The sequence below is a fragment of the Oleiphilus sp. HI0132 genome, assembly GCF_001635845.1.
This window is the reverse complement of the sequence record NZ_LWGJ01001085.1, coordinates 1-974: the sequence shown is the minus strand read 5'-3', so window position 1 is coordinate 974 and position 974 is coordinate 1. Positions and strand designations below refer to the sequence as shown.

At 45.9% G+C, this 974-nt stretch carries 1 protein-coding gene; it reads left to right on the top strand.

Annotation, left to right across the window (positions count from 1 at the left end; translation table 11 throughout):
• A partial coding sequence (locus tag A3766_RS14035) for a metal ABC transporter permease (protein ID WP_068642382.1) occupies nucleotides 1-839 on the top strand: 839 nt, incomplete at its 5' end.
• Nucleotides 840-974 lie beyond the last annotated feature (135 nt).

The following is a 974-nucleotide window of genomic DNA, read 5'->3' as shown; positions in this document are numbered from 1 at the left end:
TAGACTTCTCATTTATGCAACGCGCTATCGTTGGCTGCCTTGCGATTGCGATTAGCGCAGCGCCTATTGGCGTTTTTCTGATGTTAAGACGCATGAGTTTAACTGGCGACGCCATGGCACACGCAATATTGCCCGGTGCAGCGGCAGGCTTTTTTCTGGCCGGCTTATCTATTCAGGCAATGACCATCGGCGGGATTATCGCAGGCTGCCTTGTTGCGCTATTTTCCGGTTTCGTCTCTCGTATGACCGATGTCGCTGAAGATGCCAGCATGGCTGCCTTTTATCTTATTTCTCTGGCAGCAGGCGTCCTGATTATTTCAATTAACGGTAGTCAGGTTGATTTACTACACGTACTTTTCGGTTCCGCGCTGGCTTTGAACAACGAAGCTTTATATTTGCTTGCCGGGGTTTCTACAATTACCTTAATTACACTTGCTCTGCTGTTCAGACCGTTGGTTCTTGAGTGTATGGACAGGCTTTTCCTGCAATCAGTCAGTCGACTAAGTCCAATTGCTCACTTTGCCTTCCTGGTGCTAGTTGTTCTAAACCTTGTTGCCGGCTTTAACGCCCTTGGTACCTTAATGTCTGTGGGTATGATGATTTTGCCTGCAGCCTCTGCAAGGTATTGGGTCAAGAGCCTCGATATGATGCTTTTGGCGTCCTCTTGTTTTGCAATTCTCTGTTGTTATATCGGCTTACTCTTGTCATACCATGCTGGCTGGCCAACCGGGCCGGCGATCATACTGACACTTGGTATGCTCTACGTCTTGTCGTTTTCATTAGGACTTAATGGTAGCCTTTTATCTCGACTTGCCAAACCCAAACATCTCAGCGCATAACTCGTAAATATAGGTAATTTAAATATGAAGTCCTGGTTTAAATCGATCGAAAACGATGCTGAAGGCACCTCCTATCCCTTAGATAAAGTATTAAACGAACTAAACTTCTCTGAAGAGGGTTTAATACCCGTAATA